A 19,876-nucleotide genomic window follows, 5' to 3' on the forward strand; every position below is an offset into this window, starting at 1 on the left:
GTTTTTCCCTCTCAAGAAATCAGTTTTTCCAGATCATCGAGGGATAGACGTTTGAGGGCCTCCAGGGATTTAGCCAATTCATCCTGAACGGGCGACATTTCGACGCGCAGCGCCTCGATCCGGTTGCAGAACGCTTTCAGCGTATCGGCTTCGAACAGCTCCTTGAGCGGCACCTTGTCGCCCAGACGCTCCTTGATCCGGGTCACCACCAGCGTCGCCAGCAAAGAATGGCCGCCGAGCTGGAAGAAGTTGTCCGCCAGGCCCACGCGCTCGACTTCCAGCACTTCCTGCCAGACCGTCGCCACCTCCCATTGCAAGTCGCTCTGCGGCGCTTCGTACTGCTGCTGCGTCGGGCTGTCGCCCAATGCCATCAGCGCCTTGCGGTCGAGCTTGCCGTTCGGGGTCAGCGGCACCGCCTCGATCACATGCAGATGCCCCGGCACCATGTGCGCCGGCAAACGACTGGCCAATGCGGCGCGCAGGCGCTCGGTCAGCGCCGCCGGGTCGGTCGCCGGTTGCGCCGCCACGACGTAGCCGTGCAGGTGCTTGCCCGCCGCGCCGTCCTGCGCCAGCACCACCGCCTCGCGCACCTCGTCCTGCTCCAGCAGGCGCGCTTCGACCTCGCTCAGCTCGATACGGAAACCACGAATCTTCACCTGATGGTCGGCGCGCCCCAGGTACTCGATGTTGTCGTCCGCGCCCTGGCGCACCAGGTCGCCGGTGCGGTAAAGCCGCTCGCCGTTGCCGGCATACGGGTTGGGCACGAAGCGTTCGGCGGTCAGCCCCGGGCGCATCAGATAGCCCCGGGTCACGCCCGCGCCGCCCAGGTACAACTCGGCCGCCACACCGGCCGGCAAACCATTGAGTTGCGTGTCGAGCAGGTACGCCACGGTGTTGTCCAGCGGCCGGCCGATGTTGGCCTGACCGTGCGCGGTGCGCAGGGTGAACGTCGAATACGTGGTGTCTTCCGACGGACCGTACAGGTCGTAGACCTGCCTGACCGATGGGGTCGCGTACAGCGTGTCTACCAGGCTCTGTTTCAGTGGCTCGCCAGCCAGATTGATGGTCGCGACCGACGATGGAATCTGCCCGGCCCGTTGCAGCGCGGCAATCGCCGACGGCACCGTATTGATCAGCGTGACCCGCTCGCGGGCCGGCAACTCCGCCAGGGCCAGCGCGTTGTCCGCCAGCACCATGCAGCCACCGCTGGCCAGGGTGACAAAGATCTCCCAGACCGACAGGTCGAAGCAGATCGAAGTCGACGCCAGCACACCGCGCAGTTGCTCCTCGCGGTACACCCCTTGCGACCACCGGATCAGCGCAGTGAGGTTGGCGTGACTGATGGCCACGCCCTTGGGCTTGCCGGTGGAACCCGAGGTGTAAATGACATAAGCCAGGTTTTGCCCGGTGATCCCGGCCACCGGCGCGGTGGTTGGATACCCGGCCAGCGATTGCTCGCCCTCCTCCACCAGCACCACCTGAGCGCTCAACGCGTCAGGCAGCATCGCCTGCGCTGCCGGCTCGGTCAGCAATACCGCGGCGCGGCTGTCGTCGAGCATGTGCAGCAGACGTTCCTGCGGGTAATCCGGGTCCAGCGGCACATAGGCGCCACCGGCCTTGAGAATTGCCAACAGCGCGACCAGCATGTCCGGGGTGCGGCGCATGCACACGCCGACCCGCACCTCCGGCCCCACGCCCAGCGCTTGCAGCTTGTGCGCCAGACGATTGGCCCGCAGGTCGAGGTGGCGATAGTCGATCTGCTGTTCGGCGTAGATCACCGCCGCTGCATCCGGTCGCAGTGCAACGCGGGACTCGATGAACTCGAGCACCGTACGCGAATCGTTCGCCGTGACGCCAGCCTTGCCCCAGTCGATCGCTTGCTTGCGCTGCGGCTCGTCGAGCAATTGCAAGGTGCCCAACGGTTGCGTGGCGTTGCCGAGGAACTGGCTCAACAGACTTTCGAGCTGACGACTCAGGCCGACGATCGTCGCAGCACCGAACAGGGCCTGATCGTAACTGACGCCCAGGCTCAGCTCGCGACCGGTGACCGCCACCAGCGTCAGCGGGTAGTTGGTCTGCTCCTGACGGCGGATCGCCGAGAACACCAGACCGGTATCCGGCCCCTGTTGCAGGGCTTCGGCCATCGGGTAGTTCTCGAACACCAGAATGCTGTCGAACAGCGCTCCCGCACCGAGTCCGGCCCAGCGCTGAATCTCGTAGAGCGGCGTGTGCTCATGCTCGCGCAGCGCCAGGTTGAGGCCCTGCACGTGTTGCAACCAGCGCTCGACCGGCATCTCGGCGGACGGCGCCGCCACGACCGGCAAGGTGTTGATGAACAGGCCGATCTGCTGCTCGACGCCGGGCAGATCGGTCGGACGTCCGGCCACCGTAGCGCCGAAGGCCACGCTGTCCTGACCGGTGTAACGCTGCAACAGCACCAGCCACGCCGCTTGCACCAGGGTGTTGAGGGTGACTTTCTGCTCCCGGGCGAAACGGTTCAGATCCGCCGTCAGCTGTTCGCTGAACACGTGCTGGTGATCGGCATAACCGCTGAAGCCGGACGGCTGCGTCGGCACGGCACTGGCCAGACGCGTCGGTTCTTCGAGCTGGGCCAGCGCCTGCTTCCAGAACGCCCGACTGGCTGGCTGATCGCGCTGACCCAGCCATTCGATGTAGTCGCGATAACGTCCCTGGGCAGCAGCCGGGATCAGGCCCGCATAACGCTGCAGCACTTCGCCGAACAACTGCGAGGTACTCCAGCCATCCATCAGGATGTGGTGGCAGGTGTAGATCAGGTGATGCGTCGAATCATCGGTACGCACCAGCGAAACCCGCAACAGCGGCGCGCCCGTCAGCTCGAAACCGTTGGCCAGATCATTGCCGGCCAGTTGTTCCAGCGCAGTGTCGAGGTCGGTTTGACCACGCCAGTCCTGCACGCTCCACGGCATTTGCACGCTCTGGCGAACCACTTGCACCGCTGCAGCGGCGTCGCTCGGCCAGACAAACGCGGTACGCAGAATGTCGTGGGCGTCGAGGGTCTGCTGCCAGGCCTGACGGAAACGCTCGGCCTCCAGATGTTGCACGTCGACCCGCAGCTGGTTGGTGTAAGCCGGGCTGCCGGGGTCGTTGAGGCTGTGGAACAGAATGCCTTGCTGCATCGGCGACAGCGGGTACAGATCGGTGATCTCCCGGGCCGGAATCGGCAGTGCCGAAAGTTGCGCCTGCGTCAGGCTCACCAGACTGAAATCGGACGGCGTGACGCCGGCCTCGCCGCTGTCGCAGCAGTGCTCGATCAGCCGTTCCAGCTCCAGGCGATAAGCCTCGGCCAGTGCCTGCACCGTGTCGGTACGGTACATGCCCGAACCGAATGTCCAGGTCAGTTCCAGCTCGCCGCCATACACCTGACCGTCAATGCTCAACCAGTTGCCCAACGGTGCCGTGGCGTCCTGATTGGCCCCGGTGCTTTCGCCGGACGGCACGAACAGGGCGCCCTCGGCAGCACTGAAGTCGCCGTCGAACTGGCCCAGATAGTTGAAGGTCACCCGTGGCGGGGCCAGCGAACGCAGCTCGGCGGCACCGGTCAGGTAGCGCAGCACGCCGTAACCGATGCCTTTGCCCGGCACGGCGCGCAGTTGCTCCTTGATCGCGCACAACGATTCGCCCGGCCCTGCCTGCGGTGTCAGACGCACCGGGAACAGGCTGCTGAACCAGCCCACCGTACGACTCAGATCGAGTTCCTCGAACAGGTCTTCGCGACCATGGCCTTCAAGCTGGATCAGCACCGACGGCTGTCGGCTCCAGTCACACAACACCCGCGCCAGCGCCGTGAGCAGCAGATCGTTGATCTGCGTGCGATACGCGGCCGGAGCAACCTTGAGCAACTTGTGGGTCAGTGCCTGGCTCAGGCGCGAACTGACGCGTTGCGCCTGCTCCTGAGTCTGCACGTCTTGTGCAAAGTCCCGTGGCAACTCCACGTCGCCCGCGCTCAGGGTCGTCAGCCAATACTCGCGCTCGCGGCCCAGTGTTTCGCTATGGGCATAACGGTGCAGATGCTCGGCCCAGCTCTGCAGCGAACTGCTCTTGCCCGGCAACACCAGCGGCTTGCCCGAGGCCAGTGCGGTGTAACCGAGCTGCAAGTCTTCCAGCAGGACGCGCCAGGATACGCCATCGACCACCAGGTGATGGATCACCAGCAACAGACGCTGTTCACCGCCGGGCAGATTTGCCAGCACCGCCCGCAGCAGTCGCCCCTGTTGCAGATCCAGACTGCGCTGAGCCAGATCCGCCAGCGCCGTCAGTTGATCCAGGCTGTCCAGCTCGCGCACCCACAACAGCTCCGGGTCGCGTTGCGTCTGGAACGTTGCCTGCCACACATCGCCCGACGCCTGGAAGTTCAACGCCAGTGCATCATGCTGCTCGATCAGTGCCGCCAGTGCGGCTTGCAGATGACTGGCATCAAGCGGCGCCTGCGGTTGCAGCATCACCGACTGGTTCCAGTGCTCTCGCCGGGCAATCGGTGTTTCGAAAAAGCGCGCCTGAATCGGCAGCAAAGCCAGCTGCCCGCCGACCTTCTGCGGCGCTGCCGCCACGGGTTTGGCTTCGATCAGTTTGGCCACCGCCGCCAACTGGCCCACGGTCTGCTTCTCGAACAATTGCTTGGGGCTGAGCTTGATGCCCTGGCGCTTGGCCCGGGCAATGATTTGCAGGCTGAGGATCGAGTCCCCGCCCAGTTCGAAGAAATTGTCGGTGCTGCCCACACGCTCGAGCTTGAGCACATCGGCCCAGATCGCCGCGAGTTTTTCCTCGATCTCGCCCACCGGCGCGACGAAGCGCTGCGTCACCACACCTGGCACCGGCAAGGCGCGCTTGTCCAGTTTGCCGTTGGCGGTCAGCGGCAATTGCTCCAGCAGGACAACCTGCGCCGGCACCATGTAATCCGGCAGACGGGCTTGCAGTTGCTCGCGCAGTGTTTCCGCCTTCAGCGCTGCATCCGCCGCCGGCACGCACCAGGCCACCAGTTGCAGACGCGCCGGGTCGTCATCCAGCGCCAACGCGAGTACCGCCGCTTCGCTGACACCGTCCAGGCCGAGCAGCACCCGGGCGACTTCCGCCGGTTCTACCCGATACCCGCGCACCTTGACCTGATCGTCGGCGCGCCCGATGAACTCCACCGCCTGCTGGCGATTGCGACGCACCCGATCGCCACTGCGATAGACCCGCGCACCGGCCGGCCCGAACGGATCGGGAACGAAGCGCTCGGCCGTCAGCCCCGGTTGCCCCAGATAACCGAGGGCAACACTGTCGCCGCCGATGTACAGCTCGCCCGCAACCTGATCGGCCACGCTGTTGAGTACATCGTCAAGCACATACACATGCGCCCCGGCCAATGGCGTGCCGACCGGCACACTGCGAGCCCCCGGTTCCAGCGAACCGACTTCGTGGGCCAGTACACCGACGGTGGTTTCGCTCGGGCCGTAGTGGTTGATGACCCGGCAACCCGGCTTGAGCTGACGCACACGCTCCACCAGCGCCGGCGAACACGCTTCGCCGCCGACAATCAGCGCCTGCTCCGGCAGCACATCGGCTGCACGCGACGCCTGCAACAAGGCCGCCAGATGTCCCGGAACGATTTTCAGCATGCCCACCCGGTGCCCGGCCATGTACTCGGCGAAGCGATCCGGATCGAAGCCCAGCTCTTCCGGCAATACATGCAGCAACCGGCCCGAGCACAGCGCACCGAACAGCACGGTGAAACCCAGGTCCGCCGCGATGGTGGAGACCAGCGCCATGCTGGTGTCCGGCGCCGGATCGAGACGCTCCAGCACCCCGCGCACGTAACTGGCCAACGCACCGTGGCTGACCAGCACGCCCTTGGGTTGACCGGTGGAACCGGAGGTGTGAATCACATAGGCCGGCGACTGCGTCGACAGCTCGCAGGCAGGGGCCGTCACCGGCTGCTGTTGCCATTGCCGCGCATCGAATACCAGCTCCTGACAACCGGCGACCGCCAGTTCCGAAACCCGCGAATCCCCCTCGGCACACAGCACTGCCCGAGCCTTGGCAGCGCCGAGCATCTGCTGCAAGCGCGCCATCGGGGCCTTGACGTCCAGCGGCATGTACACCGCGCCAGCCTTGAAGATCGCCAGCACGCACGTCAGCCAGTCGAGCGAGCGCTCCATCAGCACCGCCACCGGTTGACCGGCAACCGCGCCTTGGGCCAGCAGATGATGCGCGAGGCGATTGGCAGCCTGATCCAGCGCCTCAAAGCTCAAGCCGCCGTTCAGATCCCGCGCAGCCAGCACTTGCGGCTGGCGCGCGACTTCGCGCTCCCAGTGCTGCAACACCGATAGTGCCGGTTCAAGCGGTGCCGCGAGCGCGCTCGGCAATGCCGTCGCCACGGTGTGCAGTGGCGCTTGTGGCGCTTTCAGCAGCGCACCGAACAGACCGAGCAAGGCCGAGACAAAACCTTCGACGGTTGCGTGTCGATAGAGGTCGCTGGCGTAGGTCATCTGCCCGTGAATCAACGTGCCGTCGTCGGTGATGTCCAGCGCCAGATCGAAGTGCGTGCCGTCCTTGTCCAGCGGATACTCCGCCACGGTCAGGCCCGGCAACGCCATCGAGCGCTGCTTCTGCATGCCGACGTTCTGGTTGAGCTTGGCCTGGAACAACGGGTTGTGCCCCAACGTACGCTCGGCGACCAACTCGTCCACCAGTTGCTCGAACGGCAGCTCCTGATGGGCCTGCGCGCCGAATGACGCCTCGCGCACCCGCGCCAGCAAGTCCTCGAAACTGCCTCGCTCATCCACCTCGCAGCGCAGCACCTGGGTATTGACGAAGAAGCCGATCAGCCCTTCGACCTCGGCGCGACTGCGGTTGGCGTTGGGCACGCCGACGCGGATGTCACGCTCGCCGGCCTGACGCGAGAGGAACAGCGAGAACCCTGCGAGCACCAGCATGAACAGACTGATGCCTTGAGCACGGGCGAACCCGTTGAGCTGACGTGACAGATCCGCGCCAAAATCGAAGCTCAAAGTCTGGCCTTCAAAACTCTGGGTCAGCGGCCGGGCGAAGTCCGGGGCGACCTCCAGCAGCGGATGTTCCTCACCCAGTTGCTGACGCCAGTAATCGAGTTGACGCTCGCCCTCGCCGGCTTCCAGCCAGCGCCGCTGCCAGATGGCGTAGTCGGCGTATTGCAAGGCCAGCGCCGGCAACTGCGGTTCGCGCTGCAGGCTGAACGCCTGATAGCACTGCACGAATTCCTTGACCATCACGTCCATCGACCAGCCGTCGGAGACGATGTGGTGCATGCTCACCACCAGCACGAACTCATCGTCCGCCAGGCAAAACAGACTGGCGCGCAGCAACGGGCCGTGACGCAGATCGAACGGCTGCGCCGTCACCTTCTGCACGTGCTCGGCCAGCGTCTGCTCGCGTTCTTGCGCGGCAACACCGTTCAAGTCGATGCGTTCCAGCGCAACGCCCTGCGGTTCGAGGATCACTTGATGCGGCTGCTCGCCGTCGGTGCGGAACACCGTGCGCAGCACTTCATGGCGCGCCAGCAGGTGATCGAACGAGCGGGTCAACGCCGCTTCGTCCAGCCGCCCTTTCAGGCGCAGGCCGGCGGCCATGTTGTACGCGGCGCTCTGTGGTTCGAGCTGCCAGAGAAACAGCAAACGCTGCTGGGCGAACGACAGCGGGATCTGCGCGCAGTCGTGGCGGCTGACCGGCAGCGGCAGCAGGCTGAAATCCTTGCCCTCTTCGCGCAGCTTGGCCAGAAACAGCCGACGCTGCTCAAGCGGCAAGCCGACGAACCTTTTAGCGATGCGCTCCGCCATGGTGCCGCTCATACTTCTTCTCCTTCCAATTCATTCATGAACAGGTCCATGTCGGACCAGTCGTTATCCGCTGCACCGTCGGCCAACTGCGCCACTGCCTGGGCCAGTTCACCGAGCAGCGGCTTTTCGAACAGATTGCGCAGCGGCAACACCACGTTCAGCTGTTTCTTGATCCGGCCGATCACTTGCGCCGCCAGCAGCGAATGGCCGCCCAGCTCAAAGAAGTGATCGTCCAGACCGACACGTGGCACTTGCAGGACATCCGCCCAGATCTGCGCCAGGGCTTGTTCGATGTCCGATTGCGGGGCGCGGTAGTCGACCTGCAATTGATCCATGTCCGGCGCCGGCAAGGCCTTGCGATCAAGCTTGCCGCTCGGCGTCAGCGGCAACTCCGCCAACAGCAGCAGATGGCCCGGCACCATGTAGTCCGGCAGCCTGGCCTGCAGCGAAGCCCTGACCTGCTGACGGAACGCCGACTGACCGGCCACCCCGTCGAGCACGTCCTGATCGGCCACCAGATACGCCACCAGTTGCAGGCTGCCATTGAGCGGCAAGGCCAGCACCACGGCCTCGCGGATGCCCGGGCATTGCTGCAGGCGCGATTCGATTTCACCCAGCTCGATACGGAAACCGCGGATCTTCACTTGATGGTCCACGCGACCGACGTATTCCACCGCGCCGTCAGCACGCAAACGTGCGCGGTCGCCGGTGCGGTACAGGCGCTCGCCACTGGCAAACGGGTCGGCAATGAAACGCTCGGCACTCAGGGTCGGTTGTCGGTGATAGCCGCGCGCCAGGCCCGGGCCGCCGATGTACAACTCGCCCACCGCGCCTTGCGGCAGCAGGTTCAAATCGTCGTCCAGCACGTACAGGCGACGTGCGGCCAGACCGCGACCAATCGGAATGCCGCGCCACGACACGGCGTCAGGGGTCAGCGCCGAGCAGTCGTGGATCGTCGACACCACGGTGGCCTCGGTCGGCCCGTAGGTATTGAGCAGGCGCACATGACCCAGCCCGGCCTGTTGCCACAGGCGCAGACCGTCCACCGCCATCGCCTCGCCGCCCACGTGAATCTGGCGCAGCGCACCGAAATGCGCTGGAGGATTGGCGGCGTATTCCTGCACCAGCCAGTACCAGTACGCCGCCGGCAAGTCGGCCAGGGTGATGCCGTGCTCGAGGATCACCTGATGCAATGTCGCGCTGTCCCACAGACGCGCGTCGCGCAGCACCACGCTCGCGCCGTGACAGAGCGGCGGGAAAAACTGCTCGACGAATCCGTCGAAGCTGCTGGTCGCGAACTGCAAGACCCGGTCGCCTTCGCGCAGGTCGCTGTAGTCGATGGCGCGCTCGATGAACTCGCTCAGCGCCGCATGACTGATCGCCACGCCCTTGGGCCGACCGGTCGAACCGGAGGTGTAGATCACGTAGGCGAGGTTTTGCGGCTCGACCGTCACCGGCAGATTGTCGCTGGCGCCATCGTCGGGCAGCGTGTCCAGGCACAGGCTTTGCACACCGTCGAGAGCCGGCAGAGCGGCCAGCGTCTGACGGTCGGTCAGCAACAGTTTCAGCCCACTGTCGTCGAGCACATGGCGCAGGCGCTCGCCCGGCGTCTGCGGATCCAGCGGCACATAGGCGCCGCCGGCCTTGAGCACGGCCAGCAAGGCGACGGCCAGTTCCAGCGAACGCCCCAGCGCCACGCCGACCAGCACATCTGGGCCGACACCCCGGGCGCGCAGTTGATGGGCCAGGCGATTGCTGCGCCGGTTCAGTTCGGTATAGCTGATCGAGGGTGACGGCTCGCTCGCCAGAATCACCGCCGGCGCCTCGGGCGTACGCACCACTTGCGCTTCGAACAGGGTCTGAAAGCTGTCCAGTCGCGGACTCTCTTCAGTGGCCTGGATCAGACTTTCCTGCTCGGCGACGTCCAGCATCGAAAGGTTGCCGATCAACTGCTGCGGATCACGGCAGACCGACACCAGCACGTTGCGCCAGTGCCCGGCCAGCGCGGCGATGGTGGACTCGTCGAAAATATCGGTGGCGTAGGTGAACGCGGCGAACAGTTGCTCGCCCTCTTCACGGGTGTCGAGCATCAGATCGCTGGTGGCCGCATGTTCGCGGCCGCTGCCGGTCAGTTGTTCCTCGGTCAGGTAACCGACCCGCAAGCCGGACGCCAACTGCGCCTGCTGCAAATCGGTCACCAGCGGCTGATGGTTGAACATCACCTGGAACAGCGGGTTATGGCTCTGACTGCGGGCCGGTTGCAGGGCTTCGATCAAGGCATCGAACGGCAGATCCTGATGGGACTGCGCGCCGGCCGCAGACTGGCGCAGGCTCTGTAACAGATCGGCGAAACGGCTGTTGGCGGTGACCACGCTGCGCAGGATCTGCGTATTGACGAAGAAGCCGATCAAGCCTTCGGTTTCGCTGCGGGTACGGTTGGCGATCAGGCCGCCGACGCGAATGTCGGTCTGGCCGCTGTAGCGATGCAGCAAGGTCTTGAACGCCGCCAGCAGAACCACGAACAGGGTCACGCCCTGACGTTGCGCGAGGTTTTTCAGATCCTGGCGCAGGCCGGCGTCGATGACCGTTTCCAGACGCGCTCCACGGTGACTGGCCTGGGCCGGGTACGCGCGGTCGGTCGGCAGTTCAAGCACCGGATGTTCGTCGCCCAGTTGCGCGCGCCAGTAGTCGAGCTGCCGCTCGCGCTCGCCCGCCTCCAGCCAGCTGCGTTGCCACAGCGCATAGTCGCGGTAGTGCACGGTGATCGCCGGCAATTGGGGCTCGCGCCCGGCCACCAGCGCATCGTAGGTGTGCATGAATTCATCGATGAGAATGTTCATCGACCAGCCGTCGGCGATGATGTGGTGCAGCGTCAGCAACAGCACGTGTTCCTGCGCGTCCAGCCGCAGCAGACGCAGGCTCAGCAAAGGCCCGTTTTCCAGATCGAAGGCTTGCGTGGCCTCCGCCATCATGTGCTGCCGGGCCAGCGGCCAGCGCTGATCCTCGGGCAACGCGCTCAGGTCAGTGAGGGTCAGCTTGACGGGCTGCGGTTCGGCGACTTTCTGGAAAGCTTGTTCGCCCTCCTGACCGAACGTGGTGCGCAGGCACTCATGCCGCGCCGCCAGCAGACTGAACGCCTGCTCCAGCGCCTCGGGCTGCAACTCACCGCTCAGGCGCACGGCCATTGGCAGGTTGTAGGCGGCGCTTTGCGGATCCATCTGCCAGAGAAACCACATCCGCTGCTGGGCATACGACAAGCCGTCACGCTCGGCGGCCCCGATGCAGGCGGTCATGGGCAGCTGCGCAAAATTGATCCCTTCACGGGCCATGCCGGCGAGGAACAAACGACGTTTGTCCTGAGGCAATTCGATAAAGCGGCGGGCTAGTTTCTGTGCGTCTGCGGCATTCATGCATTGGGTCCTTGCTGATCGGCGGCGTGACCAGGAGGCCCGGTCGTATCAACAAGAACGAATGACAAACGCCATGATTTAGCGGGGCCGGGCAATCCCCGGCCGACGGTTGCCGGGACTGGCGCACAAACGCCGAAGCCGGCTCTCGACCGGCTTCGACAACCACCCGCTCACCTGCTGCGACGGGTCAGAGGGCGTCCTGGGAGTGACCTTCGGCCATGGCCACGATCACCTTGCGCGGGCCTTCGAACGGCGAGCGGGCATGGGCCGACAACATGTTGTCGAGCATCAGCACATCGCCCTCCTGCCACGGGAAGCTGATGGCACATTCGTCGAGCACCGCACGGATCTGGCTCAGGACCTCATCTTCAATGGGCGAGCCATCGCCGTAGTAGACGTTACGCGGCAAGTCCTCTTCATCGACGATGTCCAGCAGACTCTCGCGCACTTCCGGTTGCAGGTTGGAAATGTGGAACAGGTGCGCCTGATTGAACCAGACCATGTCCCCGGTGACCGGATGCCGGGCCACTGCCTGACAGGTCTGGCGGGTACGCAGTTCGCCGTCGTCCTTCCATTCGCAGATAATGCCGTGGGCTTGGCAGTAGGCCTCGACCTCGGCCTGGTCTTCGGTGTTGAACACATCTTCCCAGGCCACATCCAGGCCGTTGCCGAAGTTGCGCACATACATCAGACCCTTGCTGACGAAGCGCTCGCGGATCGCCAGCGGAATTCGTCGATACACTTCGCGACTGTCGGCAATCGGCGTTTCGCCGCCGGACCTGGCCGCGATCATGCTGTAGAACCAGATCTTCATCGGCCAGTCCCGGGAGTAGGCCTGCTCGTTATGCAGCGGAATACTCTGGTGCGCCGGGTATTCGGTGGAGGTGTACACCCCCTGCGTCACGTTGGTACGAGGCGTGGAGCCGAACTCGTAGTTCAGCAGCGGATGGCCGAAGCTCGCCGCAAACTCGCGAAAGCGCTCCGCACCCTCCAGCCGGAACCCGCGAAACAGCACACCGCCGTCTTGCAGCAGGTGCTCATCGACCAGCGCTTTCAATTCGTCGAACACCGCCAGCAAATCGGTATCGGCGTCGCTCGCCTCCACCAGCAGCGGCAGGCGACCGCGGTGCGGCAACAACGGACGGACGGAAAATCCCTCAGCAACAGCCATGACTGGCCTCCTCAAAACACTCGATTGGTGAACCGCGCCTTACAGCGCCGGTGCCGCCGACAGCGCATGGCGCCGGTGATGGGCTTCCAGGTGATTCTTGAGCGTGCGGATGACCCGGGCTTCATGCTCATGAATGAAGAAGTGCCCACCGGTCATCATGTCCACCGAGAAACTGCCCAGCGTCTCTTTGCTCCAGCCGATCAACTGTTCTGTGGTTGCGCGGTCCTCCTTGCCGCCCAGCACATGCACCGGGCAATTGAGCAGTGGTCGCTCGATCGGCGTGAAGCGTCCGCACATCATGAAATCGGCGCGCAGGACCGGCAGCGTCAGGCTCATCAGCTCCTGATTGGCCAGTACTTCTTCGCTGGTGCCCTGAAAGGTGCGCAGCTGTTCGATCAGCTCTTCGTCGCTGCGCGGCTCGGAAAAACCTCGGTCGTAATCGCTGCGCATGCTCGGGGCGGCGGTGCCGGAGGCGAACAGCGCCACCGGCTCGGGCGCACCAAGATCGCGAAAGGCGTGGGCCAGCTCGCACGCGAGCAGCGCGCCCAGGCTATGCCCGAACAGCGCATAGGGCGCCTGCAGCGAAGGTTTATGCTCGCGAGCCAGTTGCCGGGCCAGGGCCCGCATGTCGATTTGCAGGGGTTCGTCGTAGCGCGCGCCGCGTCCGGGCAACTCCACCGGTTGCAGTTGCATCCACGACGGCAGCTGGCGCCGCCAGCGGCTGTAGACCATGGCGCTGGCGCCCGAATAGGGCAGGCACAGCAGTGTCAGCTTTGTCACCGCGTTTACCTCAATGGGTTATCTGTAAAAGAGAACGGATGAGGCACGACGGGAATTAGTCCGGGTGACGATCACTTCAAATGACGGAAACTCTGCACCGCCGAGCCCAGCACCACCGCCCCGGCGGCAATCGCCAGCCAGAAGCCGCTGCGCGCACCGAATGCGTCCACCAGCGCGCCGGAACCGGCAGCGCCGATGGCCACGCCGATGCTCAGACCGGTCACCAGCCAGGTCAGGCCTTCGGTGAGTTTGGCCGGCGGCACGATGCGCTCGATCAACGCCATCGCCACGATCAGTGTCGGGGAGAAGAACAGGCCGGCGATGAACACCGCGACGGCCAGCCCGAAAATGTTGGTCGCCAGCAGCAACGGCAGCGTGGTCACCGCTGTCGCCAGACCGCCGTAGAGAAACAGCCGCGGCAACGGCAGCTTCGAGCGCATCGCACCGAAGGCGATACCGGCCAGACAGGAACCGATGGCGTACACCGACAACACGATGCTCGCCGCCGCCGGCTGGCCCTGCTGCTGGGCGAACGCGACGCTGACCACATCCACCACGCCGACAATCACGCCCATGGCGAGCATCAACGCCAGCAGCCATTGCACGTCGGTCGAACGAATGATCGAACCCTGATGCTGCGATTCGTGCGGATGCACCGGCGGCTCAGTGCTGCGCTGGGCGACGAACGCCGTGACGCCGATAGCCAACATCAACAGCGCCGCCAGCGGCCCGGCCTCGGGAAACACGCCGACGCACAAGCCTACCGACAGCGGCGGGCCAACGATAAAGCAGACTTCGTCGAGCACCGACTCCAGCGCATAAGCGGTCTGTAACTGCGGCTGGCCGCGATAGATTTCGGTCCAGCGCGCCCGCGCCATCGCCGACATGCTCGGCATGCAACCGGCGAGTGCGGCGCAGACAAACAACGTCCAGGTCGGCGCCTGCAAGCGGGTGCACAACAGCAACATCAGCAGCGCGCCCCCTCCGATCAGCGCCGCCACCGGCAGCACTCGCCCCTGACCAAAGCGGTCCACCAGTCGTGACACCTGCGGCGCGCAAAACGCCGTGGCCAGCGCAAACGTCGCCGCCACCCCACCCGCCAACGCATAGCCGCCGGTCAATTGCGAAAGCATGGTGATCACGCCGATGCCGGTCATGGAAATCGGCATGCGCGCGATCATCGCGGCAATCACAAAAGCCCGGGCGCCGGGGGCGTTGAACAGTTCGCGGTAAGGGTTTGCCATCGGATGCAGCCTCATCAGGGGCGGCCAAGTTGCCACAAAGCCTGACGGCCGGGGAAGCGAGGAATTGTTGGTGGAATGTGAAGTCCCTGTGGCGTGCAGGGCCAATCGCTGCCGCATAAAGCTGTCGATGATTTCATGTACGCGGATGAACTCTCGCCGCCGCCCATCAGTCAGCTAAATAAGCTCTCAACCCAAGGCGCGACCCTGCATGCAGATTTCCCTCGCCCGCCAAGTGGCTCTTGTCACCGGCGCCAGTTCCGGCATCGGCCACGGCGCCGCCAAAGCCCTGGCTGCCGCCGGTGCTGCCGTGGTCATCAACTACAACCGTCAGGCCGAACCCGCCGAAGCACTGGCCCGGCAGATCGTCGCCGACGGTGGACAGGCCATCGCCATCGGCGCCGATGTCTCGAAGGAAGAAGACGTTGAGCGACTGTTCCAGCAAACCCTCGACGCCTTCGGCACACTGGACATTCTGGTGGCCAATTCCGGCCTGCAAAAAGACGCGGCGGCTGTGGATATGTCGCTGGCCGACTGGAATGCGGTGATCGGCGTCAACCTCACCGGCCAGTTCCTCTGCGCCCGCGCCGCGCTGCGGATCTTCAACCGCCAGGGCGTGCGCGAAGGCGTGTCGCGAGCCGCCGGCAAGATCATCCACATGAGCTCGGTGCACCAGCGCATTCCCTGGGCCGGGCACGTTAACTACGCAGCGTCCAAGGGCGGCGTCGATCAGTTGATGCAGACTTTGGCCCAGGAAGTCAGCCACCAGCGAATCCGCATCAACGGCATCGCACCGGGGGCGATCCGCACGGCCATCAATAAGGAGGCCACCGAAGGCGACGCCGCGCAGGACCTGCTCAAACTCATCCCCTACGGTCGCATCGGCGATGTCGAGGACGTGGCCAACGCGGTGGTGTTTCTCGCCTCCGATGCCTCCGACTACATCGTCGGCACCACCCTGTTCATCGACGGCGGCATGAGCCTCTATCCGGAGTTCCGTGGCAATGGCTGAGCATCAATCCGAACGACAAAGCCCCATCGACGCCCACGGCATCATTGGCGACATGCGCAGCGCCGCGCTGGTCAACGACAAGGGCAGCGTGGATTTCTTCTGCTGGCCGGAGTTCGACAGTCCGTCGATTTTCTGTTCGCTGCTGGACACCCCCGATGCGGGGATTTTCCAGCTCGCTCCCGACCTGCCCGATGCCCGGCGCGAACAGATCTACCTGCCCGATACCAACGTCCTGCAAACCCGCTGGCTAAGCGATCACGCCGTGGTGGAAATCACCGACCTGCTGCCCATCGGCGACAACGACGATGCCTTGCCGCTGTTGATGCGTCGGGTGCGAGTGGTCAGCGGGCAGGCGACGTTTCATCTGCGCTGCGCGGTTCGGCATAACTACGCCCGCGTTGAAACGCGCGCCGTCAACGATAAAAAGGATGTGCTGTTCAGCGCCAGCGGCCAGCCGACACTGCGGTTGGCCTCGGATCAGACCTTGAGCATCGATAACGCTGCGGCGGTCGGGCAATTCACCCTCAAACAGGATCAGACGGCGGCGTTCATGCTCGGCGCCAGCGACGATCCGCGCTTTGCCGAAGGCGCCGCGCAGCTGTGCATCGAACGCACGCTGAAGTTCTGGCGCGACTGGATCGGCCAGTCCAACTATCGCGGTCGCTGGCGGGAAATGGTCAACCGCTCGGCCCTCGCTCTGAAGTTGCTGACCTCACGCCAGCACGGCGCAATCCTCGCCGCGGCCACCTTCGGCCTGCCGGAAACACCCGGCGGCGAACGCAACTGGGACTACCGCTACACCTGGATCCGCGACGCCTCGTTCACCGTTTACGCCTTCATGCGCCTGGGCTTTGTCGACGAAGCCAACGCCTACATGCGCTGGCTGCGCGGGCGGGTCAGCGATTGCAGCGGCCAGTCGTCGATGAAGCTGAACATCCTCTATGCGATCGACGGCCGCCAGGAACTGCCGGAAACCGAACTCACGCATTTGTCCGGCCATGGCGGCGCGAAACCGGTACGGATCGGCAATGGCGCGTACGACCAGATTCAACTGGATATCTTCGGCGAACTGATGGACGCCGTTTATCTGGTCAACAAATACGGCGACGCGATTTCCCACGGAGGCTGGAAACATGTGATGGAAGTGGTCGATCAGGTCTGTGAGACCTGGCAGACCAAGGACGTAGGCATCTGGGAAATGCGCGGTGAGCAACATCATTTTCTGCACTCGCGGCTGATGTGCTGGGTGGCGCTGGACCGGGCCATCCGCCTGGCCTCGAAACGCTCGCTGCCGGCGCCCTTCGCCCGCTGGGACCAGACCCGTCAGGCGATTCATGCCGACATCTGGGACAACTTCTGGAACGAAGAGCGCGGGCATTTCGTGCAGTACCAGGGCGGCACGGCGCTGGACGGCTCGATGTTGCTGATGCCGCTGGTGCGATTTGTCAGTGCCAAGGATCCGAAATGGCTGGCGACGCTGGAAGCCATCGAAAAACACTTGGTGCGTGACGGCATGGTTTATCGCTATCGCAACGACGATGCGGGTATCGACGGATTGTCCGGCACCGAAGGCGCCTTCGCCGCGTGTTCATTCTGGTACGTGGAATGTCTGGCCCGCGCCGGGCAAGTAGAAAAGGCCCACCTGGAATTCGAACAATTGCTGCGCTACGCTAATCCGCTGGGGTTGTACGCGGAAGAGTTCGACAACCGAGGCCGGCATCTGGGCAACACGCCACAGGCATTGACTCATCTAGCGCTGATCAGTGCAGCGAGTTTTCTGGATCGCAAGCTGAGTGGGGAGAAAAATTACTGGCAGCCGTAGTCATCCTTCTTCGCCAGTGCCTGTAAGAAAGATCCCAACTCCAATCGCCGTTTGTAGGATGGCTACCTACGAACGGCAAACACCCCCGAGCCTTGCGGTTGAAGGGCTGGCCCACACAATCGATTCCTTTCGATACAACTTGTTGATGGCACGCCCTACAGAAACCTGCCAACCCCGTGTAACGCTTGTCCCGCAACTCGCACTTACACCCCGAAATACCTTGTTGCCAGCTGTTACATCCCCCCCTACCATCCACCGCAACGGGCACAGCGGAGCTGTCCAATAAAAACCCGATTCAAGGAACCAGAATGAGCCAACGCATCCACCGCCAGATCGACACCCCACTGCGCACGGCCTCAAGCGCGACGAACTGTGGGAAGCCGCCGACAAAGGCCTGATCAAATGCTGGGAAATCGGCCGCCAGCGCGCCGCCCGCTTCCCCGACCTCGCTCAACGCTGCAGCGCCGATGAACTGCCGGTGCTGGGCTGGAAAGGTGGGGTCAGTCGCAGCCTGAAGAAGAATGAAAAATACGGATCGCTGAAATACCTGGCCCAGTGGCAGGGGTTGCGTGGGGAGGATCTGGATATTGATCTGGGTTCCGAGCGAGTCATGACCTGCTCGCGGACGAAAATGGTGGTGACGTTTACGCCGGATCGCAGCAAGTATTTCAATCAGGTGGCGGAAGCTGAAACTTGAGGAATTCCGTATGACCCAAGCCATGATGCAGTTTTGCAAGACTGAAAGTCTGACCATCGCCTATGAGCATCACGGCCCGGAAAACGGCACGCCGGTCATTCTCCTCCACGGCTTCCCCTACTCCCCCCGCGCCTACGACGAAATCGCCCCGCCCCTCGCCGCCAAGGGTTATCGGGGAATCGTGCCGTACTTGCGCGGTTACGGCCCGACCCGTTTCAACAGCCCGGACACGCCGCGTTCCGGCCAGCAAGCGGCGCTGGCGCAGGATCTGCTGGATCTGATGGATGCACTGGGGATCGAACAAGCGACATTGTGCGGTTACGACTGGGGCGGTCGGGCGGCGTGCATTGTGGCGGCGCTGTTTCCCGAGCGCGTGCGCGGGTTGGTGACGGGCGATGGCTATAACCTGCAAGACATTCCGAATTCGATCCAGCCGCTGGATCCGCAGAGCGAGCATCGCTACTGGTATCAGTACTACTTCCATACGCCCCGTGGCGTTGAAGGGCTGACGCAAAACCGGCGGGCGCTGTGCGAGTTGCTCTGGCAGTTGTGGTCACCGACCTGGGCGCGGAACGCCGAGCGTTATCCGCTGAGCGCGCCGGCGTTCGATAACCCGGACTTCGTCGAGGTGGTGATTCACTCTTATCGCCATCGCTTCATGTATGCGCCGGGCGATCCGGCGCTGGAGTGGATGGAGCAGGCGCTGGAGAAACAACCGGCGATCGGCGTGCCGACGATTTCGCTGTGCGGTGCGGATGATGGCGTTGGCCCGGCGCCGGAAGACGATGAAGATGCCCACCACTTCACCGGGATTTACGAGCGGCGGGTGCTGGCGGGTGTCGGGCATAACATTCCCGAGGAAGCGCCGGGCGAAACGCTCAAGGCATTACTGGATCTGCTCCAGCGCTGACCGAAAACCGCTCCCGATAAGCCTGCGGCGTCACACCCATGGCCCGCAGGAAACTGCGTCTCAAGGTTTCTTCACTGCCAAATCCACAATTGGCCGCGACCCGTTTGATCGGCAAACCGGTGTCGCTCAGCAATCGGCGGGCGGTTTCGACGCGGATCAGTTCGATGGCCCGGGCCGGGGTCTGGCCGGTGTCGGCGCGGTAGTGGCGCACGAAGCTGCGTTCGCTCATGCCGGCCTGTTCCGCGAGGGTCGGGATGCCCAAGTCGCAGGTCAGGTGTTCGGCGATCCACGCGTGCAGATCATCGAAGCGGTTGCCCTGTTTTTGCAGCGACAGCGTCACGCTGAATTGCGACTGCCCGCCCGGGCGTTTGAGGAACACCACCAGTTGCCGGGCGACGTCCAGGGCCATGTCGCGGCCGAGGTCGTCTTCGACCATGGCCAGCGCCAGGTCGATGCCGGCGGTGACGCCCGCCGAGGTCCAGACCGGGCCGTCGTTGATGAAGATCGGATTGGGCTCGACCTGCAAGCGTGGGTGTTGCTGCGCCAGTTGTTCGCAGCGGGTCCAGTGGGTGACGACTCGCCGGCCGTCGAGCCAGCCGCTAGCAGCCAGAAGAAAGGCGCCGGTGCAGACCGAGGCCACGCGCCGGCATCCGTTGGCGTGCTCACGCACCCAACTCACCAATTCGGCGTCTTCGGCAGCGGCGTAGACGCCCCAGCCGCCGGCGATGATCAGCGTATCGCTGGGCTGCGGCGGCAGCGGCTCGGCCAACATCGCCAACCCGGCGGACGAGTTCACCGCCCCGCCACCGCTGGCAATCACCGTTGGCGCGTACGGCGCAGGCAAACCCTGCTGGCGGGCGATGTCGTTGGCCGAGGCGAAGACCTGCAACGGCCCGGTGACATCGAGCAATTGCACATTGGCGAACGCGAGGACGTGGATGGTTTTCGGCATTTGGCGTAATTCGTGGGCTGATTGGCGTATTCGCCAAAACCTACGC

At 64.2% G+C, this 19,876-nt stretch carries 9 protein-coding genes and 1 pseudogene; 4 read left to right on the forward strand and 6 right to left on the reverse strand.

Translation table 11 applies throughout. From position 1 onward, the window contains the following. Positions 1–11: 11 nt before the first annotated feature. From C1X29_RS14030 to C1X29_RS14050, 5 genes are all read right to left on the reverse strand, one after another. The gene (locus tag C1X29_RS14030) at positions 12–7,847 is read right to left on the reverse strand and encodes a non-ribosomal peptide synthetase (RefSeq protein ID WP_102717691.1); all 7,836 of its coding nucleotides are present in this window, start codon (positions 7,845–7,847) and stop codon (positions 12–14) included. After that, complete coding sequence (locus tag C1X29_RS14035; protein WP_102717692.1) at positions 7,844–11,245, reverse strand: non-ribosomal peptide synthetase; 3,402 nt, start codon at positions 11,243–11,245, stop codon at positions 7,844–7,846. Before C1X29_RS14035 ends, C1X29_RS14030 begins: the two co-directional genes overlap by 4 nt. A gap of 187 nt (positions 11,246–11,432) precedes the next feature. After that, positions 11,433–12,416 (reverse strand): TauD/TfdA family dioxygenase, encoded by a 984-nt coding sequence (locus tag C1X29_RS14040; protein WP_102717693.1) that lies wholly within the window; start codon positions 12,414–12,416, stop codon positions 11,433–11,435. Between the two features lie 39 nt (positions 12,417–12,455). After that, on the reverse strand, positions 12,456–13,196 hold the full coding sequence (locus C1X29_RS14045; RefSeq protein ID WP_039770083.1) for a thioesterase II family protein: 741 nt from the start codon (positions 13,194–13,196) through the stop codon (positions 12,456–12,458). A 71-nt stretch (positions 13,197–13,267) separates the two neighbouring features. Continuing rightward, the gene (locus C1X29_RS14050; RefSeq protein WP_102717694.1) at positions 13,268–14,440 is read right to left on the reverse strand and encodes an MFS transporter; all 1,173 of its coding nucleotides are present in this window, start codon (positions 14,438–14,440) and stop codon (positions 13,268–13,270) included. 208 nt (positions 14,441–14,648) lie between these two features. Between C1X29_RS14050 and C1X29_RS14055 the strand changes: the two genes are divergently transcribed. From C1X29_RS14055 to C1X29_RS14070, 4 genes and pseudogenes are all read left to right on the forward strand, one after another. After that, entirely contained in the window at positions 14,649–15,449 is an 801-nt protein-coding gene (locus C1X29_RS14055) for a glucose 1-dehydrogenase (protein WP_102717695.1), read from the forward strand. Continuing rightward, the gene (locus C1X29_RS14060; protein ID WP_102717696.1) at positions 15,442–17,271 is read left to right on the forward strand and encodes a glycoside hydrolase family 15 protein; all 1,830 of its coding nucleotides are present in this window, start codon (positions 15,442–15,444) and stop codon (positions 17,269–17,271) included. Before C1X29_RS14055 ends, C1X29_RS14060 begins: the two co-directional genes overlap by 8 nt. Positions 17,272–17,579: 308 nt before the next feature. Further along, positions 17,580–17,968 (forward strand): annotated as a pseudogene (locus tag C1X29_RS29685) (hypothetical protein). Between the two features lie 10 nt (positions 17,969–17,978). Continuing rightward, positions 17,979–18,878: an alpha/beta fold hydrolase gene (locus C1X29_RS14070; protein ID WP_102717697.1), complete on the forward strand. Its 900-nt coding sequence runs from the start codon at positions 17,979–17,981 to the stop codon at positions 18,876–18,878. Here the strand turns inward: C1X29_RS14070 and C1X29_RS14075 are convergent. Continuing rightward, positions 18,847–19,830 (reverse strand): GlxA family transcriptional regulator, encoded by a 984-nt coding sequence (locus C1X29_RS14075; protein WP_102717698.1) that lies wholly within the window; start codon positions 19,828–19,830, stop codon positions 18,847–18,849. The genes C1X29_RS14070 and C1X29_RS14075 overlap by 32 nt on opposite strands. Positions 19,831–19,876: the final 46 nt, after the last annotated feature.

Source organism: Pseudomonas sp. GW456-12-10-14-LB2, from assembly GCF_002884345.1.
Lineage (GTDB): Bacteria > Pseudomonadota > Gammaproteobacteria > Pseudomonadales > Pseudomonadaceae > Aquipseudomonas > Aquipseudomonas paraglycinae.